The 379-nt window shown below is 63.1% G+C and carries 1 protein-coding gene; it reads right to left on the reverse strand.

Translation table 11 applies throughout. The features are described 5' to 3' along the window. A partial coding sequence (locus tag HUA75_RS46130) for a DNA/RNA non-specific endonuclease (protein ID WP_174490146.1) occupies positions 1 to 379 on the reverse strand: 379 nt, incomplete at both ends.

The following is a 379-nucleotide window of genomic DNA, read 5'->3' on the forward strand; positions in this document are numbered from 1 at the left end:
GAACTCATACCAGTTGCGGAAGAACTGGGGACCCGTACCCGGCGGAGCATTCTCGTCATTCAGACGCGTGCGAGGGTCGTCCGAGCGATTCGTCACAGAGCCGTTTTGATACCGGGTCTGTGGCACGTAGTTGAGGAACTCAGGCGGTCCGCCGAATTGAGCGCCAATGAGGTGGCCGCCCTCGTCGTGTCGGTACTTGAGGTGTTCCTGCACCGTCCGGCCATCCACCTGCGTCTGGACCTTGAGGGGAACCCGTCGGCCATTCTTGTCGACGAGGTACTCCTTGTTGCCTCTGCTCTGCGCGGACTCGCTGCGGACCTGGTCGGGCACGAGGTAGAGGTCGCCTTCGACGGAGGACACCCGTCCCCGGCTGTCCGTC

The organism is Myxococcus sp. CA040A (assembly GCF_013336725.1).
GTDB classification, from domain to species: domain Bacteria; phylum Myxococcota; class Myxococcia; order Myxococcales; family Myxococcaceae; genus Myxococcus; species Myxococcus llanfairpwllgwyngyllgogerychwyrndrobwllllantysiliogogogochensis.